Consider the following 25700-nt stretch of genomic DNA (forward strand, 5'->3'; position numbering starts at 1 on the left):
CACGGCCGCTGTCAGCTATGCTTGCCAGCCGAGCCCCTTTAGCTCAGTTGGTAGAGCTGGTGACTTTTAATCACTAGGTCGTAGGTTCGAGTCCTACAGGGGGCACTCATCTCGACGGCGGGGCCGCGGGCTGCGCGCCCCACGTTTGCCCCACGATTCTAGCGTTTCCGCTGGTAGACGCGCCCCAACCCTTGGATTAAAAGTCCGTAGCTCTACCAACTGAGCTATAGGGGCGCGGAGGACCAGTGTAGTGCGATCGGGTGCCGATGCCCCAATCGGGGGAGTTCGTGTCGGTGGGATGTGTTGGATGGGTCGGGCCGGCGTGCTGTGCGGGTGCGTCGCGCGATGCCGCGGCGGGGGTAACGCGGCGCGTGCGCGCGACGATGCAGGCGGTAAACATTTGCCACCCAGCTTTGTTCATCTTACCCGGATCTGGATATCATCCAATCATGTTGGCTGACAATGGCTTTGGATTTGCGGGGGGTGGAGGGCACTGGCCGGGCGGGGCTCGCGGACCGGGTTGGCCGGTGCGGCGTGTGGGACGATCGGTCGCTCGGCCTGCCGGTCGGCTCGGGCGAACATCCCTGGGCCGCTGGTGAATTCACGCAATCGCCGGACGCCGAGGTTTGGTTGCCGAATATTTGCTGTAACAGAAAGCGGAATCGGATGGCTCCCTGACTCTTCGGTTTGCCGCGTGTCGCACCGAGATTACGGGTACGGTGACGCCTTGGTGAATTCCGAAAGAATCGCCGACTCGGTCGGCGCGACGGAATTCAGCTTGTCGTTGCTGTGTCCGAAGGCGTCGCGGTCGGCTCGGTCGGCCACGGCTCGGCGGAACTCGATGCCGCAGGAGGAGGCAGATCCGAGACGAACAAATGCCCGGATGCGCACCCCCTGCGGCGCACCCGGGCAGGAAAACTATACCAGCCGGTGCGTTTCAGGTTTTTCGCGAGTTTTCGTACCAAAGGTTTGAAATCGGGGGCGAAAACCCGGTTTGCAGTATTGATAAAAACCCATGAATTCGTGCCAAGGGGACCGTTCCTTTGGGGGTGGCTGCTTGGCGGCGAGTAGGCTTCGGAGGCGTTTCGAGCATGGCACGGCAGCAAGAGCGGGCCCGCCGGACACGGGCGGCGATTATCAGGTCCGCCGCCGTTGAGTTCGGGAAGAGCGGCTATGCCGCTGCATCGCTCAACCGCATACTGGAAGGGTCGCGTGCCACCAAGGGCGCCATGTACTTCCATTTCGATTCCAAGGAAGACCTCGCGCGCGCGGTGCTGGAGACCGCCGTGGAGCGCTACCGCGCCTCCGCCGAGCGCTGGCTCGGGCGAGCGGACCTCAGCCCGCTGGACATCCTGCACGGGATGGTCGACGAGATCGCGTTGCGGCTCGAGCACGACATCATCGTGCAAGCCGAGTATCGCCTGATCATCGAGCCGGATTTCTACCGCGACGTGCAAGCGGGCGGTGGGCGCATCCTCGGCCGCACGACCAGGGTGCTCACGGTGCGCGCCATCGACCACGGGCAGCTGCGCGCCGACGCCGACCCCGACCGGTTCACTCGCACGCTCGCGGCTGCGCTGGCCGGTCAGCGGTACATGGTGGACCTGCTCGGCGGTCAGGTCGATCTGCGGTCGCGTTTCGAAGAAGCGCTCGAAGTGGTGGTCGAGGCGATGGCCACCCCGGAGTGGCTGCAGAAGTTCCGCAGCGACGGCTGGCGCGCGCAGGCCCGGTTGGAAGAGCTCGGTTTGGGGCTCTGACCAGCCGGTTTGGGATTCGAGTCCGGTCTGTCATAAGCTATCCCAGCTCCCAACGGACAGCCGTTGAAAGCCGGTCCGGAGAAATCCGGGACGAGCCCCCTTCGTCTAGCGGCCTAGGACGCCGCCCTTTCAAGGCGGTAGCGCGGGTTCGAATCCCGTAGGGGGTACGGTCTGCGGATCGTTGGTAGCAGAGCATGGCCCTGTGGCGCAGTTGGTTAGCGCGCCGCCCTGTCACGGCGGAGGTCGCGGGTTCGAGTCCCGTCAGGGTCGCAAGCAGGCGCCGGATATTCCGGCGTTCGGCGTATGGCATTCACCTCGGGTGCCTGCGGCCAGGTAGCTCAGTTGGTACGAGCGTCCGCCTGAAAAGCGGAAGGTCGCCGGTTCGATCCCGGCCCTGGCCACTCCGCTCATCGCTGGCCCATGCTCATGGAGAGCATGGGCCTTTTTCGCTTCGTCATTTCTTGTGGGGGTGCAACCCCCACGCCCCGCCCGGCGGGGCTTCGCCCCCCGGACCCCCCTTCCAGTGGTTGCGTTGGGTGGGGCAGTCCCGTTCGAGTGTTCTGTGGTTGGCGTTGGTGGGGCAGTCCCGTTCGAGTGTTCTGTGGTTGGCGTTGGTGGGGCGTTCTCGTTCTCGTGCTTCTGCCACGCCTGATCGAATCTCGCGATGAGGATGTCGGTCCGAGAGTTCGTGTTCGGAGCGCGCACCCGCCGCGCGGGGGCATGCAGCCGCAGTGTGCGTGGGTCCGGCTGATGACTCGCTCGCTCATGGGTGTGTCGAATCGCGCAGTGTCGCAAAGGGCTTTGTGACCGGGTCGCCGGTCGTCCAGGGCGGCGCCGGTAGGCTGGCGCCGCTATGTCGACCCTTCTGTTCGCGCTCGCGGGGTTCGCCTTCCTCGATTCGCTGGACGTGCTGCTCATCGGCGTCACTACGGCCGTCGTCTACGACAGCAGGCTGGTTCGGCGCTCGCCGCTGGCCGGCGGTCTGAGCTTGCTGGCGGGCGTCTTCGCCGTCACGACCGGATTCGGGATCTGCACTGTGCTGGGAATCGGCCTTCTGAGCGAACTGGTCGACTTCGAGATCACCCCGCCGGTGCGGTATTGGGGCGAGTTCGCGGTCGGTGCGGTGCTGATCGGGCTCGCGGGTATTCGGATGACCGGAACAGCTGAGCCGAAACGGGGGGCGGCATTGCGGCGGCGACCCTGGTTGCTCGCCGTGCTGGGGGTGGCGATCGGTATCGCGCAGGCACCGACGGCCGTTCCCTATCTGGCCGGACTCGCGATGATCTCCGCACGCGATCCGCTACCTGACTTGTGGCCGCTGATCATCGTCGCCTATTGCGCGCTGGCATTGCTGCCGCCGCTGCTGATTCTCGGCCTGGCGATGCGGCGCACGATCGGGGCGCGCCGTGTGTATCGAAAGGTCGTTCGCATTCTCACCACATATGGACCGACTTCGGTGCGCATACTCTTCGTTGTGTTCGGTGCGGTCCTGATATGCGACTCGCTCATCCATTACCGAAGTCTTTGGTAGATCGTCCTGGTAGATCTCGGCCCGGAATTGCGGGTGACCGGCTCACCGCTACGGACGGGCGAACACGAAATCGGGATGAGGTGGGGTGTTCGGTGGGATGCTGGAGGTATGGCTGAGCGCTGGTATTACTGCTTGAAGCATAAACGAGCCGAACAAGGACGGCAGTGCTGGTTCCGCGACCGAATGGGGCCATATCCGGACCGGGCGACAGCGGAGCGGGCTCTGGAAATCGTGCATGCCCGCAACGAGCGCGAGGACGCCCGGGATCGCGCCTGGCGCGAGGGGGACTGAGCGCGGCGAAGCCGGAAGTATAGTATTGTGCGGCAACGGATTTCGGTTCGTCGCGCCCGAACGCCCGCCGCGCTGAGTCACACCCGATGACTTCCGCCGTTGCCGGACGGCGCGGCCGGGGATGGTTCCCCTGGTCCGGCAAAGTTGATCTTGAGGTGCAGGTCGGAGCGCCGAACGGGGTCGCGGCGGGTGCGGCCGCCAAGTCCGCGGTCGGGGGTATCGAGTACGGTTCTCCAGAACTCTACGAATGCTCGGTGGTCCTGGCGTGGGCTGCGAGCGGAACCAGGATCAGCAGGGAGGGCGACCCTTGAGGGTTACCGTTGTTGTGCCGACCTTCAACGAGCGGGAGAATCTACCGGTTGCGGTGGAGCGGCTGACCACGCTGCCCGTGCCCGACCTGCACGTGCTCGTGGTGGACGACAGCTCGCCGGACGGAACCGGCGAGGTGGCGGACAAGCTGGCCGCCGAGCTGCCGAACGTGGTCGGCGTGCTGCACCGGACCGAGAAGGACGGGCTGGGGCGCGCGTACGTGGCGGGCATCACGCGCGCGCTGGACGAGGGCGCGGACGTGGTGATCCAGATGGACGCCGACCTCTCGCATCCCGCCGAAGTCATCCCGGCCATGCTGGAGAAGCTGACGACCACGGATGCGGGCGTGGTGCTCGGTTCCCGCTACGTCCCCGGCGGCTCGACCGCCGCCGAGTGGAAGTGGTACCGCAAGGCGCTCTCGGCGTGGGCCAACTTCTACGTCAACCTGATTCTGCGCTTGGGCGTGAAGGACGCCACCGCGGGCTTCAAGGCATGGAAGGCCGACACCCTGCGCGCCATCGACGTCGCCTCGATCCGCAGCAACGGGTACTCCTTCCAGGTCGAGATGAACTATCGCACGATCAAGAAGGGGATCACGATCGCCGAGGTGCCGATCCGGTTCGAGGAGCGAACCCTCGGCGCCTCCAAGATGAGCCTCAAAGTGCAGCTCGAGTCGGCACTGATGCCGTGGAAGCTGCTGTTCGGCCGCGCGGTCTGAGCTGTGTTCGATGTGCAGCGCCTGCGGCGCTGCGTGTTCGCGGCCCCCTTTGTGGGCTCGGGTCCGAGCGATCGCCGCTGGCGACTGCGTCGCGGACGCGGCGGCCGCTCGGACGCGAGCCGGGCCGCCAACTAAGGCCAGTCCAAGAGCGTGTCGATGAACAGCTGGCGCACCCGCGCCACGTCGGCGTCCATGTCGTCGGGGTCCCATCCGCTGACGTCGATGGGCTCCAGGATCGCCACGTCAACGGTCCCGGGCCGGGCGATCATAGAGTTGCGCCAGCAGATCTCGCCCGCGTTGCGGATCACGATCGGGATCACGGGCACACCGGCCTGGAGCGCGATGTGGAACGCGCCCTTCTTGAACGGACCGATCTCGGGAGTGTAGGAGCGGGTTCCCTCCGGGGACACCGCGATCGATAGACCGCTGCGCAAGGTTTCTACTACCGGTCGTAGCGCCGCTTTCGCCTGCGCGGTGTTCGAGCGATCGATGAAAGTCGCTCCGGCGAAGCGCATGAGCGGCCCGAACACCGGATTCTTGGTCAGCTCCTTCTTCCCGATGGCGGTTACGCCGCCGCCGATCACCGCGGGCACGATGATGATGTCGAACTGGCTCTGGTGATTGAACAGGAAGACGGCGGGTCGTGGTGATTTCGCATGCTCGGCGCCGGTGACGCGGATCTGCACCCCGGCGATCCGTAGCGTATTGCGCGCCGCCTGCCCCATCATCGCGTCGGCCATCTGCTGGCGGTCCCGGGTCTGCGCCTTCGACGCGATCCCGAAGAGCGCGCCACCGAGCAGTCCGGCGAATCCGGCCGCGGTGCGCGCGTAGTCGCCTGCGCGCGGAGGGCGGCGCGGCCGGAAGCTCAGCTTTGCCCAGCGCTGCCGGTCGGCGATCGCGGCCAAGGCGTCATCGGGGTTCACCGCCACCGGATGGCCGACCAGTGACAGCAGCGGCAGATCGGCGATGGCGTCGGCATAGGCGTAACTGCGTTCGAGGTCCACGCCTTGCGCCGCGGCGAATTCGGTGACCGCGTCGGCCTTGCCGTTGCGCCACAGCGTCTTTCCGTCGGGATAGCCGGTCAGCACGCCGTCGTCGGTGGCCATTGGCGTGTATCGGACGTGCGCTACGCCCAGCTGCGTCGCGGCGGGCAGCACCTGGAACCTGGTCAGCGAGCTGACCAGCAGCACGCTGTGCCCGGCTGCCCGGTGGGTCCGGATCAACTGCCACGCTTCGGGATACAGGCGCCCGTAGCTGGTGCGCCGGAACAGCTGCCTGCCCAGCTCGTCCAGTTCTCCTTCGGAGCGTCCGGCCAGCACTTCGGTGAGCTGCCGCAGGAATCGGGCGTACTCGCCGTCGGTCATGCCATTGCGGATGCCGCCGCGCAGCACGTCCTCGGGCTTGCGGCGGCCGAGCGGCCTGCGGCGTCGCCCCGTGCCGTCGATGACCGTGCCGGCGAAGTCGAAGACCGCGGCGACGTTGGGGCCCTGCGGTCCGGAACGGATGGCGGCGACCGCGGCGTCGAGGTCAGAACGCGCGTCGGTCATCGAATCTCCTGCTTCCCGCGTGGTGCCCGCGTTCCGTCCGCGCGACGAGTGCTTTGCGACGGTGTCTCATCGCATCTCCTGTGTATCGCGGTGCTCATGGGACACTCGCTCACCGCAATTCCATGTTGGACGGGTCCAGCGCGGCGGCCTGCGCGATGCGGACACTGATGGCACGCAGGCTCTCGGCGAATTCCCTTCTGCGCTGGGTCAATTCCGCGCGACGCTCCGAGTCGTCCGGCACCGTCTCCAAGAGATCATGGTTGTCGGCCAGCTTCAACGCACTGGTGAACAACTCGGTGGAGACCGACTCCGGGCTGTGCAACCGCTGCTGCAGCATCATCTGCTTGCCGACGGCCACGCAGTCGGCGATGAACTCCTTGCGGTCGATCTCGTCGCCCGGGTCGCGGGCGGCCAGCCGCTCCGCCACCACGAGTTGCGCATCGAAGAAGGAGCGCAGCACACGGTGGGCCATCATGAATCCGGAGGCGGTGAGCTTACCCAGGATGTCCGAGCTCCGCGTGTCGCGGCGGGTGTGGTTGTACCACTCGGGGTCCACCAGGAGCATTTCCGCCACCATTTGGTCGGAGAACTCACTGCGCTCGGGGAAGAAGAACTCGAACTTGAGCAGGTCACGCAGCCGGAACGCCTCGTCCCAGCCGGTTTTCAGTGCGTAGTCGTCGTCACCGATGTCGACCCCGGCGAGGATGGACAGCTCGAGGATCGCGCGGTTGACGAACCAGTGCACGGCGCTGTTGCGGTAGAACGCGGCTTCCAGGTGCGCGCCCGATTCGATCGAGTACACCGGTTCCAGCCCGCCGCGGTACACCGTGACGACCTTGGCCAGCGAGAGCTGCTCCAGCACGACGGCCAGGCCCTGTTCGTCACGCAAGGCGTCGAGTTCGCCACCGGGCAGCTCGCGCTTGTCGATGTAGCCCAGCACCGGCGCGAGCACGGTGCGCACTTCGCCGAGCGTGAGAGCGCGCCCGTCCACGCCCAGCAGCGCCAGGGTGACCAGCGCGTTGACCGTGATCGGCGTGACCGCGTTGATCCCGACCGCGACCTCGAACGCCAGCCGCTGCACGGCCTTGCGTTCCAGCTCCGCAACTTCCGGTGGTTCGTGATCGCCGACGATCCCAGCTTCGGTGCGGCTCGGCTCGATGTGGTGCAGTGGAATGGTCAGCGGCGGGGTGGTGAGCGGGTCACCGTGTGCCGCCAGCCGATCACGGGCGGACAGCGGCTCGCCGAAACGCACGTACACGTGCCCGGCGGAGTGCTGCTGGCTGCGGATGTAGCGCGCGAGCCAGGCCAGCCCCTCGGGTTTCTTCGTGCCGCCGACCTGCTCGGTGGCGATGGCGCCGAGTTCGTTGAGCCGCTCGTAGGTGATCGAGACCGGGATCAGCATGACATCGTCGACACGATTCGTACGCACCGCCGCGGCAAGGTAATTCAGCAGGCCGTAGCGCGGCGGGCGCAGCTTGCCGGTGCGGGTGCGGCCGCCCTCGAAGTACCACTCCAGGTTGAAGCGCTTGGCCAGCAGGTAGGCGAAGTACTCCTCGACGACGGCCTTGTACACCTCGTCGTCGCCGAAACTGCGCCGGATGAACACCGCTCCGCTGCGCCGGGCGATCGGCCCGATCGGCCAGAAACTGAGATTCGCGCCGCCGATCACATGATTCGGCGGAAAATCGTTGCGGGCCAGCACGTCCCCGAGCACCAACGCGTCCACGTACGAACGATGCGAAGGCAGGAACACCAGCGGGTAGCGGCGGTTGAGATCGCGCAGCCCGGTGAGGCCGGATTCGTCGAAGTCCACATTCCAGGTCGAGGCGTGCACCGGCCGCATGGCCTGGGTGAACAGATCTGACACCAGCCTGCTCTGGGCGGCGACCAGTTCGCCGAGCGATTTCTCCGCGCGGCGGTACACCTCGTGCGGACTCGCCCCGATCTGGTCGGCGATCAATTCCAGCCTGCGCAGGAAGTCGGGGGAGTCGAGGATTTCCTCGGTGACCAGCCGGGGCACCTTGTACCGGTCGCCGATAATGGTGCGTTCGGAACGTTCGAGGGCCACCACCGCCGCGCGCACGATGGCGCGGGCGAACGGCTCGGCGGTGCCCTTGTCGAACAGCGCTGAGGCCTCCGGGTTGTTCGCGCGGAGCTCGCTGAGCCGGGCGGGAGCGCCGGTCAGGACGACGTATCGGTCCGGTGACTTGCCGAGCAGCCTGCGCTGCGCCAACCGGTTGGGTTTGCGCGGGTTGGTCATCAGGACCAGATCGGAGAACGTGACGCGCCGCACGCCATCGCGTTCCGGTGGCAGCCACAGCACCCGGATCGGCACCACCAGCGGATCGTCGCGCCTGCTGACCAGCTGGGCGGCGACGGCGCCCGCGTCCAGGTCCAGCTGAGTGACCGGAGCGTCGGTGCCGAACTGCGCGCCGATCCCACCGTCGGCCAGCCACGTGCCGACGAGTTCGCGTTCCACCCCCGACGCGGCGTCGATCAGGGCCACCACCGATTGCGGTGCGGTCCCGGGGGCGGTCGCGGGTGAATCGCCGCGGTGATCGATCATCGATGTTCTTCCCTCCGCAGGTGACGCTCTCCACTATTCAATCCCGCCGGGTCGATTCCGCGCAGGCAGTCGGCGCGGCGAGTTCGGGTGCGCATGGTGCGAGCATTGTGCGGGTGTGGGCGGCTTCGGGGCTCCCCAACCCCGGTGAGCAGCGCCTTCGAGGGCTTGTCTCCGGCGCGGGGCCATGGACTGATCCGGACGGTTGTCCGATTGAGGCCGCGAGCACATCGGTGCTGCTATGCAGGTAATGCTAACCTTACCTGCACAAGTTAGGTCAGGGTTACCTTTGGAGGATCGTTGTCGACCACGGAACGCCTGCGGGTTGAGTATGTGACCGATCCGGCGGCAGCGATGTCCCAGCTGGCGGCCTCGGAGCGGTTCGGCGAGTACGTGATGTACGAGCGTCCGGGGGAATGGGTGTTCGCCGCCGATCCGCTCGGCAGTGTCGAACTGGACGTGCGCGAGCTGCGAGTCACGTGGGCGGGGCAGAGCACGACCGGCGGCTGGGAAGGAAACCCGGCCGGGGTGATCGACCGCGCGCTCGGCACGTTGCCCCTCGACGGGCGGAACGCCTACGGCTGGATCGGATTCGAGTTCTGCGCGTGGGCGCTCGACGCGACCGAGCACCTCGACCCGCGTACCGCGCTGGCGCACCTGATGATTCCCCGCATCGAGGTTCGCATGGGCGAATTCGGTGTCCGGGTGTCCGGTGCGACCCCTGCCGAGACCGGCGACATCCATGATCTGATCGCGCAGTCGCAGAACACCGAACTGCCGACAGCGCATCGAACCGACATCCGCATCGATCCGACCGGCTACCGGGATCGGGTGGCCGAGGCGGTAGGCGAGATCCAGGCGGGGCGGTACCAGAAGGTCATCCTGTCCAGGAAGGTCGACTTGCCGTTCCCGGTCGATGTTCCGGCCACCTATCGGCTCGGGCGCGCGCACAACACTCCGGCGCGGTCGTTCTTGCTGCGGCTCGGTGGCTTGGAGGCGGCGGGCTTCAGCCCGGAACTGGTCGCGTCCGTGGACGACGACCGCGTAGTGACCACCGAGCCGCTGGCGGGCACCCGCGCCTTCGGTCGCGGCGCCGCGGCCGACCTGGCCGCACGAGCGGATCTGATCACCGATCCGAAAGAGATCGTGGAACACGCGATTTCGGTGCAGACCTCGTTCGCGGAGATCGCGGCGGTGGCCGCTCCCGGCACGCCCGCGGTGTCGGATTTCATGGCCGTGCGTGAGCGCGGCAGCGTGCAACACCTGGCGTCCACCGTGCGCGGGCGGCTGGCCGCCGACCGGTCCAGCTGGGACGCGCTGGAAATGCTGTTCCCATCGGTCACCGCCTCCGGTATTCCCAAGCGCGAGGGGGTCGACTCGGTGTTCCGGCTGGACCACGATCCGCGCGGACTGTATTCCGGTGCGGTGCTGACGATTTCGCCGACCGGCGCGATGGAGGCGACGCTCGTGCTGCGTGCGGTGTACCAGAACGCCGAGGGCGCCTGGCTGCGGGCGGGCGCCGGGATCGTCGGTCAGTCTCGGCCGGAGCGGGAGTTCGAGGAGACCTGCGAGAAGCTGGGCAGCATCGCGCCCTACGTGGTCGAGGCCTGAGCGTGAACGGGCAGCGCACCGATAGTGCGCTGCCCGTCGGCTTTTCGGCCCAGCGCTGCTCACGCCTCCGCGCGCAGGGCTTTTTTGTCGATTTTGCCGACCGCGGTGATCGGCAGCTGGTCGCTGCGCCGCAGTACGTCAGGCAGTTTGTAGGTGGCGAGCCCGCGAGCGGCGAGGAAGGTCTTGATCTCGGCCAGAGTAGGCATTTCGCCGTCGACGACCAGGACGGCGCAGACCTTTTCGCCCAGCGCGGGGTCGGGCAGTCCCACGGCGGCGGCATGCCGGACCGCGGGGTGGGCGAGCAGGTGCTCCTCGAGTTCGTCACAGGAGATGTTCTCGCCGCCGCGGTTGATCACGTCTTTGATTCGCCCGGAGACCACGACATGACCACTGGGCAGCCGACGCACCAGGTCTCCGCTGCGGTAGAAGCCGTCCGGGGTGAACGCGCGCGCGTTGTGCTCGGGTGCCCGGTAATAGCCACGGATCGTGTACGGGCCACGGGTCAGCAACTCACCCTCCTCGCCAAGCCGGACTTCGTCGCCGTCGCCGTCCACCACGCGGATCTCGTCGTCGGGGGAGAGGGGTCTGCCCTGGGTGGTGTGCAGCAACTCGACGGGATCGTCGAGCCGGGTGTAGTTGAGCAGGCCTTCGGCCATCCCGAACACCTGTTGCAGCGTCGCGCCCAGCGCGGGAGTCACCTCCTTGGCGTTGATCTCGGCGAGCCTGGCGCCGCCGACCTGCAGCAGACGCAGTGAACTCAGGTCGGCCGCTTCCCATTCGGTGGCGGCGCACCAGAGCTGGGCTAGCGGCGGCACCACCGCCGTGACCGTGACGCCGTGCCGCTCGATCGCGGCGAACGCGTTCTCCGGGCTCGGATCACTGACGAAGGCCACCGCGCCGCCGACCCCGAGGGTGCCGAGAATGCCCGGGCAGGCGAGCGGAAAGTTGTGTGCGGCGGGCAGGGTCGCGAGGTACACGTCGTCTTCGGTCAGTTCGCATACCGCGGCGCTTGCGGTTGCGTTGTAGACATAGTCGTCATGCGTGCGGGCGATCAGTTTCGGAAGTCCCGTGGTACCGCCGGAGACCAGCATCAGCGCGATATCAGCCGGATCGATCTCGGGCAGCTCGCCGCCCTCGCGCGGGATCGAGCGCAGGTCCGTGAAGGCGCCCGGATCGCCGAGCACCAGGACGTGGCGCAGGGAGGGCACCGCGTCGCGCACGGTCGCGGCCAGTTCGCGATAGTCGAAATCGCCGACCCGGTCGGCGACGATGTAGCCGACCGCCTCGGAAAGCCCCGCCAAGTGTTCGATCTCGGCGCGCCGGTGCGCGGGCAGGCTCAGGACGGGGATGATCCCGGCCCGCAACAGCCCGACCAGCACGGTGAGGAACTCCGGCACGTTCGGCAGCTGGACCACTACCCGGTCGCCGGGTGCGATGCCCAGCGCGAGCAACCCGTGGGCCATCCGGTCCGCTGCGGCGTCGACGTCGGCGTAGGTGCGCGGGCCCTCGGCGTCGAGGAGCGCGGGGCGCAGCGGATGCCGGCGTGCGGTCGCGCGCAGCAGATCACCGAGCGGGCGCCCGGTCCAGTACCCGGCGGCTCGATACTTCGCGGCCGTGTGCGGGGGAAAGGGGACATAGCCGTCGCGATGCGGTGCGGACGCGAGGGGTGTCGAAGTCACGGTCTGCCTCACAGATAGTCGAGCCGAGGGTTACCTTAGATAGGTTAGGCAACCCTATTTCAATGCGATAGGCTACCCGCCGAGCAGTCTCGATCCGCCGGTTTCGGCGGCGACCAAGGAGTGGCAGCGCCAGATGCAGTCAGCACAGCGACCGGGGGACGGGGCGGGGAAACCGGGAAACGTGGCAGCCGCGGGGCCGGTAGTGGGACGTGACGAAATCCGCGTGGCCATCGCCAGCCAACTCGGCATCCCTGCCGACTCGATCGCCGACGACGCCGACCTGATCCAGCTGGGCCTGGATTCGATCCGGACGATGAAGCTGGCCGGCGGATGGCGCAAGCGCGGCATCGACATCAATTTCGCGCTGCTGGCGGCGAGCCCGACCGTGGACGGCTGGCACGGACTGCTCGGCGGTGCGGGTGAGCCGGAGGCCGTCGAAGCGCCCACCGAGCCGCGGCCGGAACCGGCGGAGCAGGACGACGACGCCCCCTTCGGGCTCGCGCCGATGCAGCACGCCTACTGGATCGGCCGTTCCGAGTCGCAGGAGCTGGGCGGCGTCGCGGCGCACCTGTATGTCGAGTTCGACGGCGCCGGGGTGGATCCCGAGCGCTTGGAGCGAGCGGTCGAAGCGCTGGTGCGGCGGCATCCGATGCTGCGGAGCCGCTTCCTGCCGGACGGCACCCAGCAGACCATGGCCCGTCCGGGCCGTCCGGTGTGGACGTTGACCGACCTGCGCGCACTGCCGCCGGCGCAGGCACAGGAGGCGTTGGAGTCGCTGCGCGAGCGTAAGACGCACCAGCGGATGGCCGTCGAGGACGGTCAGGTCATCGACATCGCCCTGACCTTGGTCGCCGACGGGCGTACCCGGTTGCATCTGGATGTGGACATGCTGGCCGCCGACGCGATGAGCTATCGCATCTTGGTCGGCGATCTGGCGCGCCTATACCACGGTGAGTCGCTTCCAGAGCAGGAGTACACCTTCCGGCGATACCTCGCCGATCAGGCGAACGGACGCGGCGCCGAGCACGAGCGCGACCGGGAGTGGTGGCAACAGCGACTTCATGAGCTGCCCGGTGCACCGGAACTGCCGCAGGCGCAGAGTGTTTCGGGCACGAGCCGGACGGTGCGCTATCACCGGTGGCTCACCCCGGAGGCCAGAACGCGGTTGTTCGGGGCCGCCCACGCCCGCGGCATCACTCCGGCCATGGCGCTGGCCTCCGTGTTCGCCGAGACCATCGGAGCGTGGTCGGCGCAACGGCGCTTTCTGCTGAATCTGCCCCTCTTCCACCGCGAACCGGTGCATCCACAGGTCGACGGGGTGGTCGGCGACTTCACTTCCTCCGTGCTGCTCGAGGTCGACGTGACCGAGCCGGCCACCGTCACGGAGCGGGCCCGCGCCTTGCAGGCCAGTCTGCACGCCGCCGGTGCGCACGCCGCGTACTCCGGCCTGGAGGTGCTGCGCGATCTGGGCCGCCTGCACGGCGAGCCCGTGCTCGCGCCGATCGTCTACACCAGCGCCCTCAACCTCGGGGAGTTGTTCGCCGACGTCGTCACCGAGACCTTCGGTGAGCCGGTGTGGATCATCTCGCAAGGCCCGCAGGTGCTGCTGGACGCGCAGATCACCGAGGTGCGCGGCGGTCTGCTGCTGAACTGGGACGTGCGTGAAGCGGCCTTTCCGCCCGGTGTGATCGACGCGATGTTCGCTCGCTACATCGACGCGATCACCCGCCTGGCGGGCGACGGCGCGCGGGAGCGGGCGGCGGGCTGGGATGCCGAGGCGACGCTGCGGATTCCGGTCGAGCAGGCGGCCACCCGGGCGCGGGTCAACGCGACCTCGGGTCCGGTGAGCGAACGGTTGCTGCACAGCGGATTCTTCGCGAACGCGGCGGCGGAACCCGACGCGCCCGCGCTGCTCTGGGAGCCGGACGGAGCGATCTCCTACGGACAGTTGGCGGCGGAAGCGCTGGCCGTCGCGGGCGCCCTGCGTGAAGCCGGTGTCCTGCCGGGTGATTCGGTCGCCGTGCAGTTGCCCAAGGGACCGGACCAGATCGTGGCCGTCCTCGGTGTGCTCGCCGTCGGGGCGGTCTATGTTCCGATCGGATTCGATCAGCCCGCGGCCAGGAGAGCGGAGATCCTACGCACCGGTGACTGTGTCGCCGTATTGACCGTCGAAGGCGCGGAGATTCCCGGGGTGCGGACCGTCGCCCTCACCGCGGCACGTCGTCATCCGGAACCGTTGCCGCGTCCGATCTTCGGTTCGCCCGAGGGCATCGCCTATGTGCTGTTCACCTCCGGCTCCACCGGCAAGCCGAAGGGCGTGCAGGTACCGCATCGGGCCGCCATGAACACCATCGACGACCTGAACGAGCGTTTCGCCCTCGGCGCGGCCGACCGCTGCCTCGCGCTCTCGGCGCTCGAGTTCGACCTGTCGGTCTATGACATCTTCGGTTTGCTCGGTGCGGGCGGCGCGGTGGTGACGGTCGACGACGCGCGGCGCGGCGAGCCCGAGCAATGGGTGGAGTTGGTTCGCCGCCATCGTGTTTCGCTGGTCAACTGCGTGCCCAGCCTGCTCGACATGCTGCTCGCCGCCGCGGCGGGCGCGCGCCTGGACTCGCTGCGCACCGTGCTGCTCGGTGGGGACTGGGTGGATGTCGCCCTGCCGAGCCGATTGGCGCAGGTGGCGCCGGACTGCCGGTTCGTCGCGCTGGGCGGCGCCACGGAGACCGCGATTCATTCCACGATCTGCGAGGTGGTCGGCGCCGACGTTCCGGCGGAGTGGAGCGCGGTGCCGTACGGCACGCCCCTGCGCAACGTGCGGTGCCGGGTGGTCGGCCCCACCGGCCACGACTGCCCCGACTGGGTGACCGGCGAGCTCTGGATCGGCGGCGACGGCGTCGCGGCGGGCTACCGCGGCGATGCCGAGCGCACCGCCGAGCGGTTCGTCGTCCACGACGGCATGCGCTGGTACCGCACCGGCGATCTCGCTCGATACCTCCCTGACGGTTGCCTGGAGTTCCTCGGCCGCGCGGACCATCAGGTCAAGATCCGCGGCTACCGCGTGGAACTCGGTGAGGTGGAGAGCGCGTTACGGTCCGTGCCCGGTGTGCGTCACGCGATCGCGGCGGTGGTCGGAACCGCGGCGCCCAAGCTGGCCGCGGCCGTGGTGCTCGGGCCGGGCGCCGAGACGACCGTGGCGGCGGTACTGGACGCCGTCGCGGATCTGTTGCCCGCCTACATGCTTCCCGCGCGGATGGAGATCCTGCCGGACCTGCCGCTGACCCCGAACGCCAAGCCCGACCGCAAGGCGATTCACGCGGTGCTGGCACGCGGCGACGACGACATCGAATTCCTCGCGCCGCGCAACGATCTGGAGCGGGCGCTGGCGGACGTCGTCGCCACGGTGCTGAGCGTCGAGCAGGTCGGCGTCACCGACGACTTCTTCGCCCTCGGCGGCGATTCGGTGCTGGCCACCGCCGTGATCGCCCGGGTGCGGGAATGGCTGGACGCGCCCGGAACGGTAGTCGCGGACCTGTTCGCTGCGCGGACCGTCGAGGGTTTGGCCGCGCGCATGATCGATCGAGAACGCGAGCAGGGAACGGCAGGACGATTGGACACGGTAGCCGCGCTCTACCTGGAGGTCGCGGCGATGTCGGACGACGAAATCCTCGCCCAGACGTAGCGGCGCACCGCTGTTTCCGAATCCGTCGTGTGGCACGAGCTCGGACTAGACTTGCGGCCATGACCAGGTGGGACACCTCGAATCTGGCCGACCAGAGCGGTCGGACGTTCATCGTGACCGGTGCCAACAGCGGCCTGGGGGCCGAGACGGTGCGGGCACTGGCCCGGGCGGGAGCCGAGGTGGTGCTGGCCTGCCGGAACCTGGCAAAAGGTGAGCGAGTGGCCGCCGAGCTCGGGGATCGAGCCCAGGTGCGCAGGCTGGACCTGGCCGATCTGGCCTCGGTGCGCGAGTTCGCCGATGGCGTCGACCGGGCCGACGTGCTGATCAACAACGCGGGCGTGATGGCGCTGCCCGAGGGGCGCACCGCCGATGGATTCGAACGGCAGATCGGCACCAACCATCTCGGCCACTTCGCGCTCACCGGGCTGCTGCTGGACAAGATCACCGACCGGATCGTCACCGTATCCAGCGGCGCGCATCGGATGGGCACGATCGACCTGGACGATCTCAACTGGGAGCGGCGCAAGTATCAGCGCTGGTCCGCCTACGCGCAGGCCAAGCTGGCCAATCTGATGTTCGCCCGGGAATTGCAGCGCAGGCTCACCGCGGCGGGTTCGCGGAAGATCTCGGTGGCCGCGCACCCCGGCTACGCGGCTACCGAGTTGCAGTCGCACACCGAATCGTTCCAGGACAAGGTGATGGCGCTGGGCAACCGGCTGCTCGCGCAGAGCGCCGCGATGGGCGCACTGCCCAGCTTGTACGCCGCGACCGCCGACGTGGAGCCGGGCGGTTTCTACGGCCCGACCGGGTTCGGCGGCATGCGGGGTTACCCGGAGCCGTCCGGCTCGTCCAAGGCGTCCAAGGACGAGAAGGTCGCGGGCGAATTGTGGGAGCTGTCGGAGAAGCTGACCGGCGTCACCTACGACTTCTCGAAGTAGCCGATCGCCTTCTTCGCTCGACCATCCTGGCATGTGACCCAGCTCACGCAACGCGATGTCACACCGGGGCGCACCGTGCCGTCGTCTTTGTGAACCCAACGGGAAGAACAAAGGACGGACATCATGGAACGCCGCTTCGATCTCTACGCCAACCCTGTCGCCGGTAGCTTCGTCAAACGACTCACCATGGCCTCCAAGGTGATCAGCGACTCCAGCCTGCCCGCCGCCACCTACGAGCTGGTGAAGATCCGCGCCAGCCAGATCAACGGCTGCGGTTACTGCACCGACATGCACACCAAGGACGCCGCGCACGCCGGCGAGACCACCGTGCGGCTCAACCTGGTCGCCGCCTGGCACGAGGCCACCGTTTTCACCGAGGCCGAGCGCGCCGCGCTGGCGCTCACCGAAGAGGCCACCCGCATCGGCGACGGCCGCGCCGTCAGCGACGCGGTGTGGCAGGAGGTCCGCAAGCACTACGACGACGACCAGATCGCAGCCCTCATCGCCGCCATCGCGACGATCAACGCCTGGAACCGGATGAACGTCATTGTCCGCACCCCCGCGGGTGACTATGTCCCCGGCCAGTGGGGGTAGAAGCTCGCCGGAGCTTCGGCGCGAACCGCGCCGGTAAGGCTCGCGCCGCGAACACCAGCGTCGCGATGGACCGCGCAACGCAGCCACACCACCCTCACTCCAGGTTTCGAGCGAAGCGAGACCGAGCGTTGCCCGTTCGCGGCCCGGCTCGCGTCCGAGCGATCGCTGCGTCTGCGACGAAGTCGCCAGCGGCGGTCGCTCGGACGCGAGCCACAAGGGGGCCGCGAACACGCAGCGACGAAGTCGCTGCAAAACAAACACAGCGTTACACGCACCACTCCGCGTTCACGGGGTGGTAGCGGCCTGGTACTGTGCCTGACGTGCAGCACGTGTATTTCTGGTTTAGCAAGCCGGCCCTGGGTGGGCTGGTCTGCGGCAACCACGTGCGCTGACAACACTCCACCCCGAGCCGGATGATGGACCGGCTCGACGGGTATCACGTCCGTGGGTCGGCCCCGAGAAAAGGAAACCCACGACATGACAACCGCAGCCGACGTCGACGCTCGGCATTCCGATCTGGACGATCAACGCACCCTCAACATCAGCCCGCTGCGCTCGCCGGCGGAGGTGCGTCGCGTGCATCCGATCACCGATGCCCTGGCCGACACCGTCCGTGCGGGCCGCAAGGCCACCGTGGACGTGCTGAACGGCGCCGACGATCGCCTCATGGTGATCGTCGGCCCGTGCTCCGTGCACGACCCCGCCGCCGCCTTGGACTACGCCCGCCGTCTCGCGGCCAAGGCCGCTGAACTCGACGATCGGCTGCACGTGGTGATGCGGGTCTACTTCGAGAAGCCGCGCACCAGCTTGGGCTGGAAGGGCCTGATCAACGACCCGCACCTGGACGGTTCGTTCGACGTCAACACCGGTCTGGGCTTCGGCCGCAAACTGCTGGTCGACATCACCGCGCTCGGGCTTCCGGTGGCGTGTGAGTTCCTCGACCCGATCACCCCGCAGTACATCGCGGACCTGGTGTCCTACGGCGCGATCGGTGCGCGTACCGCGGCCAGCCAGGTGCACCGGCAGCTCAGCAGCGCGCTGTCGATGCCGGTCGGCATCAAGAACGGCACCGACGGCGATGTCCAGGTGGCGGTGGACGGTGTGCGCGCCGCGGCGGCGAGTCACGTGTTCCCCGGCACCGACCTCGACGGCCGTTCCGCGCTGATCCGCACCACCGGCAACCCGGACTGCCATGTGATCCTGCGCGGCGGCAGCAACGGCCCGAACTACGACGCGGCCTCGGTCGCCGAGGCGTGCCTGCGGCTGGAGAAGTCGTCGCTGCCGCAGCGGATTGTCGTGGACGCCAGCCACGGCAACAGCAACAAGGACCACAACAAGCAGGTGGACGTGGTCACCGACATCGCGGACCGGCTGGCCGCGGGCGAAGCCGGTGTGGTCGGCGTGATGCTGGAGAGCTTCCTGGTCGCGGGACGCCAGGACCTCACCCTCGGCCGCGCCACCGAACTCACCTACGGCCAGTCCATCACCGACGCGTGCCTGGATTGGGAGACCACCGCAGGTCAACTGGACCGGCTGGCGGACGCGGTGCGGCAGCGTCGCGCGCGCTGATCGAGCACCAGGCTCGCGTCCGAGTGGCCGTCGCTTTCGCGAGGAAGTCGCCGGCGGCGGTCGCTCAGGCGCGAGCCCTGCGGGCACCGCGAATCAGACCGAGCAGATCAACCCCAGCAGATCGCCGGACGAGATGATGCGGACCTCGAAGCCCGCCTCGGCCAAATGCTCGGTGAGCTTACCCGGAGCCGGTTTCGGACTGGCCGGCTCCGACGCGTCGGGCGTGCCGTAGCCGTAATACAGGCACAGGGTGCCGCCCGGTGCCAGTAGCCGCCGGATCAGGGCGAGCTCGGCACTGGGCTTCTTCGTCCAGAACAAGTTGACGTTCACCGCCAGGATCTTGTCGAAACCTTCTGTGCCGTCACCGATCTCGGCCAGCAGCCGGTCCGGGTCCACGTTAGCCAGGTCGGCGTGCACCAGGCGGACCCGGCCCGAATCGAGGTGCGCGGCATGCTTTTTGGATGCGCGGGCGATCGCCGTTGCGGAACGCTCGACACCGACGATCGTCCCGTCGGTCGCCTGTTCGGCGAGGCAGGCGATCGACTCACTGGAACCGGGGCCGATCTCCAGGACCCGGTCGGCGGGCCGCACGTCCATGGTCCGCACTATCCAGGTGAACCGCTGATCGACTGCCATCCTGGCAATCTACGACATACCGGCACCACACCGAGTTTCGAGCGAAGCGAGACCGAGCATTCCCGGCTCGCGCCCGAGTGGCCGTCGCGTCCGTGACGAAGTCGCCAGCGGCGGTCGCTCGAACGCGAGCCATAAGGGGGCCGCGAACACGCAGCGCCGCAGGCGCTGCGAATCAAACGCAGCCGAACTCGGCGGGCCACCCGTCGGCCGGGCCAGGCGGATCGGTGCGTAACCGGGCGGCGTACCAGTGGTCGCGGCGTCGGCCGCGATGCATGCTGCCAAGCCGGGACATGCCCTCGTACCGGAATCCGGCGCGTCGCGCGACCGCGGCGGAAGCGTAGTTGCCCACGAACGCACGCCAGCCGATCCGCTCCAAGCCCAGCCCGTCGGCGCGGAATCCGAAGTCGCAGACCAGGTTCACCGCCTGCGTCATCAGACCGCGCGAGCGCTGCGCTTGCACGAGCCAGAACCCGATCTCGGCCGCGCTCTCGTCGCGTTCGCCGAGGCCGATCGTGCCGACGACCGGTCCGTCGGGGCGCAGCCGTATGGCCCAGACCGGACTGCGAGCCGCCCAGCCGGGGATGACGATGTCCTCGATGAAGGTCACCGCGTTCTCGCGCACGTACGGCACCGGGATGGTCACCCATTCCCCGATGGACGGCTCCTGGCAGCATTCGGTGATGGTGTCGACGTCGTCCATCGTCGGCGCCGACAGCCAGAACTTTCCGTTCGTCAGCACTTGATGGTCCATCGGCCCATGCTGTCACGGATGGCCCGCGTGATCATCCGGTTATCACCCGCCGCCCGGATACCGCACGGGAACGCTTCATCGGCGGACCGTAGACTTCCCCGTGATGGTTGCCGCGCTGCTTTCCGACCTGTTCGAGTCACATCGGGCGCATTTGCTCTCGGTCGCCTATCGGCTGACGGGCAGCGTCGGCGATGCCGAGGACGCGGTTCAGGAAAGCTGGCTGCGGCTGGCGGGCGCGCACCAATCCGAGATCGAGGATCTGCGGGCCTGGCTGACCACCGTGGTGAGCCGGATCTGCCTGGACCGTTTGCGTAGTGCGGCGGCCCGCCGGGAAAACTATGTCGGCCAGTGGCTGCCCGAACCCGTGGTCACCACCCGCACGCCGTCGTTCGCGCCCGACCCGCTGGAGGCGGTGGTGCGCAAGCAGGAGTGCCGGTTCGCGGCGCTGGTCGTGCTGGACACGCTGACGCCACCGCAGCGGGTGGCCTTCGTGCTGCACGACGGGCTTTCGGTGCCGTTCGACGAGATCGCCGACATTCTCGGCATCTCCACCGACGCCGCACGTCAGCTGGCCGTGCGCGCCCGCAAGGCGGTGGCGCGGACGCCGCAGCCGGTGCCGGACGCCGAGCACGACGCGGCGGTGCAGCGTTTCCTCGCCGCGCTCGGTTCCGGTGACGTGAACGCCGTGGCGGCGGCGCTGCACCCGGACGCGGTGATGATCGGCGACGCCAACGGCACCACGGCCACCGCGGTGAACGTCCTGCACGGCGCGGATCGAATCGCCCGCTTCTACTTGGGGCTGGTGCGCAAGTACGGGCTCCAGGACGAGCCCGCGGTCTACGAATTCGCCTCGGTCAACGGGCAATTGGGCCTCGTGGTCGCTGGGCGTCCGGCCGAGGACGGTCGCGCGGGTTATCCCACCCGAGTTGTCGGGTTCACCGTCTGTGACGGATTGGTCTGGGGCACTTATGATCTGGCGAATCCAGCGAAGTTGGTCGGGGTCCGGCTGGTTTGATTGCCGGCCGTCTGTCGCCGTTCTGACATCGGCTGATAAGCCAGCGACGAGGCAAGTGCCACAGGGAACGCAGTACTTGTCCGACAGCGGGCAGATCCGGGTAGGAATCTGTAAAAATTCCGTTTCGAGATTTGCTCGCGGCCTGTGCGCCAGAACAGAGCGAGGTTGGCTGCCATTGGAGCAGCGAACAACCCCTGTAGATAAATGCCCTGGTCAATGCCCGAAAGAGGGGCTAGCTACCACTTAGCAACAAGCTCGGCTCCTGGACTACTCTCCGGGTATGCCCTCGCGACCCCAGACTGTTGCCCGCCTGCGCCCCTTCGCCTCGACGATCTTCGCCGAGATGACCGAACTCGCCGTCCGGCACGACGCGGTCAACCTCGGCCAGGGTTTCCCCGACACCGATGGGCCCGCGAGCATGCTGGAAGTGGCCCGCCGCGCCATCGCCGAAGGCCACAACCAGTACCCGCCGGGGCGTGGTGTGCCGGTACTGCGCCGAGCCGTCGCCGACGACCGCGCCCGCCGCTACGGGACCGACTACGACCCGGACGCGCAGGTGCTGGTGACGGTGGGCGCGACGGAGGCGATCAGCGCCGCGGTGCTCGGCCTGGTCGAGCCCGGCGAGGAGGTCGTGCTCATCGAGCCGTACTACGACTCCTACGCCGCCGCGGTGGCGCTGGCCGGCGCACGGCGGCGCACCGCCAGACTGGTGGCCGACGGCGACCGATTCGTCCTCGACCTGGACAGCCTGCGCGCCGCGATCACCCCGGCGACCCGGATGCTGATCGTCAACTCGCCGCACAACCCGACCGGCACGGTGCTGGGCCGTGAAGACTTGGCGGCGATCGCCGAGATCGCCTGTGAGCACGACATTCTCGTACTCACCGACGAGGTCTACGAGCACTTGGTCTACGACGGCGCCGAGCACATCAGCTTGGCCACCCTGCCGGGCATGGCCGATCGCACGATCGTGGTGTCCAGTGCGGCAAAGACTTTCAGCGTCACAGGGTGGAAGACCGGCTGGGCGTGCGGCCCCGCAGACCTGATCGACGGCGTGCTCGCGGCCAAACAATTCCTGACCTTCGTGGCGGGCGGTCCGTTCCAGCCCGCGGTCGCGCACGCGATCAACCATGAGCTGGGTTGGGTTGCGAAGTTGCGGGATACCTTGTCCGAGAAGCGGCTTCGCCTATCCGCGGCGCTGGCCGACACCGGACTCGGCGTACAGACCAGCGCGGGCGGGTACTTCGTCTGCGCCGACATCACGCCCCTCGGCGCTGCCGACGGTCTGGCGTTCTGCCGGGAACTGCCGAAGCGGCTCGGCGTCGCGGCGGTGCCGGTCAGCGTGTTCGCCGACGACACCGCCGCCTGGAACCACCTGGTGCGTTTCACCTTCTGCAAGCGCGACGAAACGCTGGAGGAGGGCGTCCGCCGGTTGCGTCTGGGGTGATTTGCGAAAACCTGCCGTGAACTGTCAAGTTTTGCTGGCAACGTGCTCGGCATGGCTACCCAGTACTACACGGCTACCAGCTTGGACGGATTCCTCGCCGATGCGGACAACTCGCTCTCCTGGCTGTTCGAGGTGGACGGCGCGGATGCGGCGCAGGCAGGCATCGCCGACTTTCTCGCGCAGGTCGGCGCGATGTGCATGGGCGCGACCACCTACGAGTGGATCCTCGCCAACGATTCGCCGGAGAACTGGCGCGAGTACTACGGCGACCGTCCGTGCTGGGTGTTCGCCCACCGGGACCTTCCCACGATTCCCGGCGCCAACCTTCGATTCGTCTCCGGAGCCGTCGAGTCGGTGCACCGCGAGATGGCCGCGGCAGCAGGCGATCTCAGTATCTGGATCGTCGGTGGTGGCGACTTGGCCGGTCAGTTCGCCGACGCGGGGTTGCTCGATGAGATCGTCGCGAGCGTGGCTCCCGTGACTCTCGGATCGGGCGCACCGCTGCTGCCGCGGCGCATCATGTCCACTCGAATGCGCCTCACCAAGGTCGAACAGGCAGGACAGTTCGCCGAGCTGCACTACCGGCTCGTCAGTGGATCACGGCCATGAGTGGCGACTGGCCACGTCAGGCCGATGACGCGCCTGCCAGGCCGAGATGCCGGGCGAAGAATCGGGTCGCGCTCTCGACCTCGAACCGGGGTACCTCGCCATGCCCGCCCGCGTTGGCGTGCTACCAGTGGAACACCATCCCGGCCCATCCCTTTTCTCGCGCCTGGTGCCTTGGCGAGGCGCGTGTTCAGCGCCGCAGATCGTGGCACAACCGGTCGCCTTCGGTGGCGGCGTTGGCGTGCGCTGCCTCACGTCATGGTGATGAGGGCCCGGGAGTGTGACATGCTCGCTGGTGAGTACGAGCTGTTGAAGTGATCGCTCGGCTTGCTACAGAAAGCAACACAAGTAAATGACGCAAGGCATTGTGAAGTGGTTTAACGGCGAAAAGGGCTTCGGGTTCATCGCGCAAGACGCTGGCGGTCCCGACGTTTTCGTTCACTACTCCGAGATTTCCGGCTCCGGGTTCAAGTCCCTCGACGAGGGGCAGCGGGTCGAGTTCGAGATCGGCCAGGGCCAGAAGGGTCCGCAGGCCCAGAGCGTCCGCGCCATCTAGGAGCTGACACACCGGAAACCCGCGCCACGGCGCGGGTTTCTTGCTTTTCCAGGCCGGTTGGCGCCCTGCATTCACCTGCGCTCCGGCCGGACGTACGGGTTGTTCCCGGGCCGGGCACCCGTTGCCACCAACAGAAATTCTGCACTGTCGACTGTAGACATTCTGGAAGATACGGTATACAGTCGCTGTCGTTGGAGATGCAAAGTCTGGTTGGCCGGGCAGGTGAACTGCCCGGAAGCAAGATTCACCATCCCCTCCGGCGGAGAAGAGAACCTGGTGCAGTCGGCCGGGCCGCCGGAGGGGATGACGAAATACCGCAGGCATGTCCGTCGATCCGGGAGGTGGTCGCTGAGACAGTTATCAATACCCTCCGCGCCCAGGAAGAAGTGTCGGGCGCGGTGTTCGATGCCGACTCTGCGGGTCGGTGGATGGAATTGAAATCAAAACCCCCTCGATCCCGGGCCCCGGGCGCACAGTGCGCCGGGGCCTGGCGGCGTTGACCCCCGAGAGGTGTTGTGCAACAACCTGACCCGAACCCCGCCAGCGGCTCCAGTGCCGCGGACCGGCTCGATGACGAGGACTACCCCGCTTACAGCATGGGGCGGGCCGCGGAAATCCTCGGCGTCACCCCCGCCTTCCTACGCGGCCTCGACGCCGCCGAACTGCTGACACCCCAGCGCTCGCAGGGCGGGCACCGCCGCTACTCCCGCTACCAACTGCGTATCGCCGCCCGGGTCCGCGCGCTGGTCGACCAGGGCACACCGCTGGAGGCGGCGTGCCGGATCATCGTCCTCGAAGACCAGCTCGCCGACGCCCTCGAACTCAACGCTGAACTCTCGCGACAAGAGCCGCCCGCACCGGACCCGGACAGCTGAGCTTCGATTCGTGACGTGGTGTTCAGCGCAGGGTCAGTGGGGTCTCGGTTTCGATGCGGGTCAGCTTCTCCGGGTTGCGGACGTAGTACATGCCGGTGATGCGGCCGTCCTCGACGCGAACCGTCATGACACCGTCGAGTTCGCCGTCCAATCGGAGAGCGAGTGCCGGGCTGCCGTTGACCATGGTGGGCTCGGTGGTGAGGGTGACTTCGGCCTTACGGATGGCGTTGACCAGGTAGCGGACCACCCTCTCGGCGCCGAGGACCGGCCGCAGCGCGGCCCGTTTGACGCCGCCGCCGTCGGTGATCAGGACGAGGTTCGGGGCGAGGACATCGAGCAGGTCTCGAGGGTCGCCGGTGTCCAGCGCGCGCCGGAACGACTCCAGAGCCGCTCGGGTCTGGCTCGGGGCGACCACCTCGCGGGGGCGGCGGGCGTCGACGTGCCGACGGGCGCGGTGCGCGATCTGGCGGACCGCCGCAGGACTCTTGTCGACGGCGGTCGCGATCTCGTCGTAGCCGATGTCGAAGACCTCGCGCAGTACGAAAACCGCCCGCTCGGTGGGTGAGAGCGTCTCGAGCACCAGCATCAGCGCCATCGACATGCTCTCGGCCAGCTCGACGTCCTCGGCCACGTCCGGTGTGGTGAGCAGCGGCTCGGGAAGCCAGGGGCCGACGTATGCCTCCTTGCGGCGCTTCATGGTGCGCAGCCGGTTGAGAGCTTGTCTGGTCGTGATCCGGACCAGGTAGGCGCGCTTGTCGCTCACCTCCTCCATGTCGACCTCCACCCAGCGCAGCCAGGTTTCCTGGAGGACGTCTTCGGCGTCGGCCGCCGATCCGAGCATCTCGTAGGCGACGGTGAAGAGCAGGTTGCGGTGGGCGACGAAAATATCGGTCGCCGAATTGGTGGCACGGTCGTTCATCTCGGTCCTCTTTTGCTGGTAGCCGTCGAGAGTGAGACACCGCCCGGCGCACGGCTGTGACACGCCGAGGCGACGATCCGTTGCTCGCGGATCGCCGAGGAACGCGCGC

19 protein-coding genes and 4 tRNA genes are annotated in these 25700 nt (G+C 67.8%); 17 read left to right on the plus strand and 6 right to left on the minus strand.

Annotation, left to right across the window (positions count from 1 at the left end):
- Nucleotides 1–32: 32 nt before the first annotated feature.
- The 7 genes from IU459_RS13190 (at nucleotide 33) to IU459_RS13220 (ending at nucleotide 4606) form a co-directional block, all read left to right on the plus strand.
- Nucleotides 33–105, plus strand: a tRNA-Lys gene (locus IU459_RS13190).
- Between the two features lie 986 nt (nucleotides 106–1091).
- Nucleotides 1092–1757 (plus strand): TetR/AcrR family transcriptional regulator, encoded by a 666-nt coding sequence (locus tag IU459_RS13195; RefSeq protein ID WP_195129802.1) that lies wholly within the window; start codon nucleotides 1092–1094, stop codon nucleotides 1755–1757.
- Between the two features lie 94 nt (nucleotides 1758–1851).
- Nucleotides 1852–1924 (plus strand) — tRNA-Glu (locus IU459_RS13200).
- A 29-nt stretch (nucleotides 1925–1953) separates the two neighbouring features.
- Nucleotides 1954–2027: transfer RNA gene (locus IU459_RS13205), tRNA-Asp, on the plus strand.
- Between the two features lie 57 nt (nucleotides 2028–2084).
- Nucleotides 2085–2158: transfer RNA gene (locus IU459_RS13210), tRNA-Phe, on the plus strand.
- 452 nt (nucleotides 2159–2610) lie between these two features.
- Nucleotides 2611–3288, plus strand: coding sequence for a GAP family protein (locus IU459_RS13215; protein ID WP_195129803.1), 678 nt, complete (start codon nucleotides 2611–2613; stop codon nucleotides 3286–3288).
- A gap of 538 nt (nucleotides 3289–3826) precedes the next feature.
- Complete coding sequence (locus IU459_RS13220) at nucleotides 3827–4606, plus strand: polyprenol monophosphomannose synthase (protein ID WP_228837849.1); 780 nt, start codon at nucleotides 3827–3829, stop codon at nucleotides 4604–4606.
- Nucleotides 4607–4737: 131 nt separating this feature from the next.
- Here the strand turns inward: IU459_RS13220 and IU459_RS13225 are convergent, their stop codons facing one another.
- Complete coding sequence (locus IU459_RS13225; RefSeq protein ID WP_195129804.1) at nucleotides 4738–6153, minus strand: HAD-IB family hydrolase; 1416 nt, start codon at nucleotides 6151–6153, stop codon at nucleotides 4738–4740.
- 109 nt (nucleotides 6154–6262) lie between these two features.
- The gene (locus IU459_RS13230; protein ID WP_195129805.1) at nucleotides 6263–8719 is read right to left on the minus strand and encodes a glycerol-3-phosphate 1-O-acyltransferase; all 2457 of its coding nucleotides are present in this window, start codon (nucleotides 8717–8719) and stop codon (nucleotides 6263–6265) included.
- 297 nt (nucleotides 8720–9016) lie between these two features.
- Between IU459_RS13230 and IU459_RS13235 the strand changes: the two genes are divergently transcribed.
- On the plus strand, nucleotides 9017–10327 hold the full coding sequence (locus tag IU459_RS13235) for a salicylate synthase (protein ID WP_195129806.1): 1311 nt from the start codon (nucleotides 9017–9019) through the stop codon (nucleotides 10325–10327).
- Between the two features lie 59 nt (nucleotides 10328–10386).
- On the opposite strand, the gene IU459_RS13240 is transcribed toward IU459_RS13235, so the two are convergent.
- Entirely contained in the window at nucleotides 10387–12006 is a 1620-nt protein-coding gene (locus tag IU459_RS13240) for a (2,3-dihydroxybenzoyl)adenylate synthase (RefSeq protein WP_195129807.1), read from the minus strand.
- A 133-nt stretch (nucleotides 12007–12139) separates the two neighbouring features.
- Between IU459_RS13240 and IU459_RS13245 the strand changes: the two genes are divergently transcribed.
- The 4 genes from IU459_RS13245 to IU459_RS13260 all read left to right on the plus strand — a co-directional run bounded on the left by IU459_RS13245 (nucleotide 12140) and on the right by IU459_RS13260 (nucleotide 18786).
- Nucleotides 12140–15685, plus strand: a complete 3546-nt coding sequence (locus tag IU459_RS13245; protein WP_195129808.1) for a non-ribosomal peptide synthetase — start codon at nucleotides 12140–12142, stop codon at nucleotides 15683–15685.
- A gap of 59 nt (nucleotides 15686–15744) precedes the next feature.
- Nucleotides 15745–16623, plus strand: coding sequence for an oxidoreductase (locus IU459_RS13250; RefSeq protein ID WP_195129809.1), 879 nt, complete (start codon nucleotides 15745–15747; stop codon nucleotides 16621–16623).
- 123 nt (nucleotides 16624–16746) lie between these two features.
- Nucleotides 16747–17217, plus strand: a complete 471-nt coding sequence (locus IU459_RS13255) for a carboxymuconolactone decarboxylase family protein (RefSeq protein ID WP_195129810.1) — start codon at nucleotides 16747–16749, stop codon at nucleotides 17215–17217.
- 477 nt (nucleotides 17218–17694) lie between these two features.
- Nucleotides 17695–18786 (plus strand): 3-deoxy-7-phosphoheptulonate synthase, encoded by a 1092-nt coding sequence (locus IU459_RS13260; protein WP_195129811.1) that lies wholly within the window; start codon nucleotides 17695–17697, stop codon nucleotides 18784–18786.
- Between the two features lie 93 nt (nucleotides 18787–18879).
- Here IU459_RS13260 and IU459_RS13265 read toward each other — a convergent pair whose 3' ends face one another.
- Complete coding sequence (locus tag IU459_RS13265) at nucleotides 18880–19422, minus strand: class I SAM-dependent methyltransferase (RefSeq protein WP_195129812.1); 543 nt, start codon at nucleotides 19420–19422, stop codon at nucleotides 18880–18882.
- 172 nt (nucleotides 19423–19594) lie between these two features.
- Nucleotides 19595–20173, minus strand: coding sequence for a GNAT family N-acetyltransferase (locus tag IU459_RS13270; RefSeq protein WP_195129813.1), 579 nt, complete (start codon nucleotides 20171–20173; stop codon nucleotides 19595–19597).
- Nucleotides 20174–20276: 103 nt separating this feature from the next.
- On the opposite strand from IU459_RS13270, the gene IU459_RS13275 reads away from it, so the two are divergent.
- The 5 genes from IU459_RS13275 (at nucleotide 20277) to IU459_RS13295 (ending at nucleotide 24672) form a co-directional block, all read left to right on the plus strand.
- Nucleotides 20277–21188, plus strand: coding sequence for a sigma-70 family RNA polymerase sigma factor (locus IU459_RS13275; RefSeq protein WP_195129814.1), 912 nt, complete (start codon nucleotides 20277–20279; stop codon nucleotides 21186–21188).
- A gap of 280 nt (nucleotides 21189–21468) precedes the next feature.
- Complete coding sequence (locus IU459_RS13280) at nucleotides 21469–22635, plus strand: pyridoxal phosphate-dependent aminotransferase (protein ID WP_195129815.1); 1167 nt, start codon at nucleotides 21469–21471, stop codon at nucleotides 22633–22635.
- A gap of 51 nt (nucleotides 22636–22686) precedes the next feature.
- Nucleotides 22687–23244, plus strand: coding sequence for a dihydrofolate reductase family protein (locus IU459_RS13285; RefSeq protein WP_195129816.1), 558 nt, complete (start codon nucleotides 22687–22689; stop codon nucleotides 23242–23244).
- A gap of 349 nt (nucleotides 23245–23593) precedes the next feature.
- Nucleotides 23594–23797: a cold-shock protein gene (locus IU459_RS13290; RefSeq protein ID WP_195129817.1), complete on the plus strand. Its 204-nt coding sequence runs from the start codon at nucleotides 23594–23596 to the stop codon at nucleotides 23795–23797.
- A gap of 515 nt (nucleotides 23798–24312) precedes the next feature.
- The gene (locus tag IU459_RS13295) at nucleotides 24313–24672 is read left to right on the plus strand and encodes a helix-turn-helix domain-containing protein (protein ID WP_440446489.1); all 360 of its coding nucleotides are present in this window, start codon (nucleotides 24313–24315) and stop codon (nucleotides 24670–24672) included.
- Between the two features lie 22 nt (nucleotides 24673–24694).
- On the opposite strand, the gene IU459_RS13300 is transcribed toward IU459_RS13295, so the two are convergent.
- Nucleotides 24695–25591, minus strand: coding sequence for an RNA polymerase sigma-70 factor (locus tag IU459_RS13300; RefSeq protein WP_195129818.1), 897 nt, complete (start codon nucleotides 25589–25591; stop codon nucleotides 24695–24697).
- Nucleotides 25592–25700: the final 109 nt, after the last annotated feature.

Source organism: Nocardia amamiensis, from assembly GCF_015477605.1.
In the GTDB taxonomy this organism is placed as follows: Bacteria; Actinomycetota; Actinomycetes; order Mycobacteriales; family Mycobacteriaceae; genus Nocardia; species Nocardia amamiensis_A.

Bases quoted from the DNA above. Each gene is read 5' to 3' on its own strand.
- IU459_RS13275 (WP_195129814.1), top strand. From the start codon at position 20,277: ATGGTTGCCGCGCTGCTTTCCGACCTGTTCGAGTCACATCGGGCGCAT.
- IU459_RS13255 (WP_195129810.1), top strand. From the start codon at position 16,747: ATGGAACGCCGCTTCGATCTCTACGCCAACCCTGTCGCCGGTAGCTTC.
- IU459_RS13260 (WP_195129811.1), top strand. From the start codon at position 17,695: ATGACAACCGCAGCCGACGTCGACGCTCGGCATTCCGATCTGGACGAT.
- IU459_RS13245 (WP_195129808.1), top strand. From the start codon at position 12,140: ATGCAGTCAGCACAGCGACCGGGGGACGGGGCGGGGAAACCGGGAAAC.
- IU459_RS13230 (WP_195129805.1), bottom strand. From the start codon at position 8,719: ATGATCGATCACCGCGGCGATTCACCCGCGACCGCCCCCGGGACCGCA.
- IU459_RS13285 (WP_195129816.1), top strand. From the start codon at position 22,687: ATGGCTACCCAGTACTACACGGCTACCAGCTTGGACGGATTCCTCGCC.
- IU459_RS13250 (WP_195129809.1), top strand. From the start codon at position 15,745: ATGACCAGGTGGGACACCTCGAATCTGGCCGACCAGAGCGGTCGGACG.
- IU459_RS13270 (WP_195129813.1), bottom strand. From the start codon at position 20,173: ATGGACCATCAAGTGCTGACGAACGGAAAGTTCTGGCTGTCGGCGCCG.
- IU459_RS13265 (WP_195129812.1), bottom strand. From the start codon at position 19,422: ATGGCAGTCGATCAGCGGTTCACCTGGATAGTGCGGACCATGGACGTG.
- IU459_RS13280 (WP_195129815.1), top strand. From the start codon at position 21,469: ATGCCCTCGCGACCCCAGACTGTTGCCCGCCTGCGCCCCTTCGCCTCG.
- IU459_RS13300 (WP_195129818.1), bottom strand. From the start codon at position 25,591: ATGAACGACCGTGCCACCAATTCGGCGACCGATATTTTCGTCGCCCAC.
- IU459_RS13215 (WP_195129803.1), top strand. From the start codon at position 2,611: ATGTCGACCCTTCTGTTCGCGCTCGCGGGGTTCGCCTTCCTCGATTCG.
- IU459_RS13225 (WP_195129804.1), bottom strand. From the start codon at position 6,153: ATGACCGACGCGCGTTCTGACCTCGACGCCGCGGTCGCCGCCATCCGT.
- IU459_RS13195 (WP_195129802.1), top strand. From the start codon at position 1,092: ATGGCACGGCAGCAAGAGCGGGCCCGCCGGACACGGGCGGCGATTATC.
- IU459_RS13290 (WP_195129817.1), top strand. From the start codon at position 23,594: ATGACGCAAGGCATTGTGAAGTGGTTTAACGGCGAAAAGGGCTTCGGG.
- IU459_RS13220 (WP_228837849.1), top strand. From the start codon at position 3,827: ATGCTCGGTGGTCCTGGCGTGGGCTGCGAGCGGAACCAGGATCAGCAG.